Origin of the sequence: Ligilactobacillus acidipiscis DSM 15836 (assembly GCF_001435755.1) — a bacterium.
Classification (GTDB): domain Bacteria; phylum Bacillota; class Bacilli; order Lactobacillales; family Lactobacillaceae; genus Ligilactobacillus; species Ligilactobacillus acidipiscis.
The window spans coordinates 1-906 of record NZ_AZFI01000309.1 but is presented as its reverse complement, the minus strand read 5'-3'; the positions used below and the strand labels follow the sequence as shown (position 1 = coordinate 906).

1 protein-coding gene is annotated in these 906 nt (G+C 41.6%); it reads left to right on the top strand.

What is annotated here, in order from left to right:
• The first annotated feature begins 85 nt into the window (after window positions 1–85).
• A protein-coding gene (locus tag FC65_RS10850) for an IS5 family transposase (protein WP_371878181.1) occupies window positions 86–870 on the top strand; the annotation gives its coding sequence in 2 pieces (ribosomal slippage) (window positions 86–338 and window positions 338–870; 786 coding nt in all).
• The last annotated feature ends 36 nt before the right edge of the window (window positions 871–906 follow it).

Below are 906 nucleotides of genomic sequence, written 5' to 3'. Positions count from 1 at the left end.
TCATCTTTAAAATGCAAGTTATCTTCTAAGAACTTGTTTAAAATCTAATATATTTGGTATGATAGTTCAAAAAAGGTGATTAGTCATGAACTACCCAAGCAATATTTCCCGCCAACAATTTGAACTCATTCGTCCCGACTTAGAAGCTGCACGGCGTTCAACGAGGCCTCGAAAGTATGATCTTTATGAGTTGTTCTGTGCAGTTGTCTATGTTTTAAGAACTGGCTGTCAATGGCGCGAGTTACCAGTTGATTTTCCTCGCTGGCAATTGGTCTATTACTATTATCGCGTATGGTCTGAGGAACAGATTATTGATGAACTATCAATCTTAGATCAGTGTTTAAAAAAATTGTCTTTACCCTACGGGAAAAACAGTCACGCTCGGCTAGAACATCTTTCATAATCATTGACGCACAAAGCGTTAAAAATACCGATACTGCTGAGCATCGCGGCTACGACGGTGGTAAACGCATATCCGGCATCAAACGCCACCTAGCGGTTGATATTAACGGCTTACCACAAGCAATTCACATCACCACGGCCAATGTTTCCGACCGTAATGGAGCCAGTGCCATGTTAGCTCTAAATTCTGGGCATTTACAGCAAGTTAAATCGGTTCTTGTCGATGGTGGCTACACTGGATCGAATTTTGCCGCTGATGTTTACACTAATTTAAACGCCACCGTCCAGGTGGCTAAACGCAATGAGCTTCATAAATTCGAAGTACTGCCACAACGCTGGATCGTTGAACGTTCCTTCAGTTGGTTGGATAAATGTCGACGACTTTGGAAGAACTGTGAGCGTAAACTCAATTCAAGTCGTCAAATGGTTATCTTAGCGTTTCTGGTATTACTCCTAAGAAGATTTTAAACAGGTTCTAAGAGCTGGTCAAAGTGAATTTGGTGC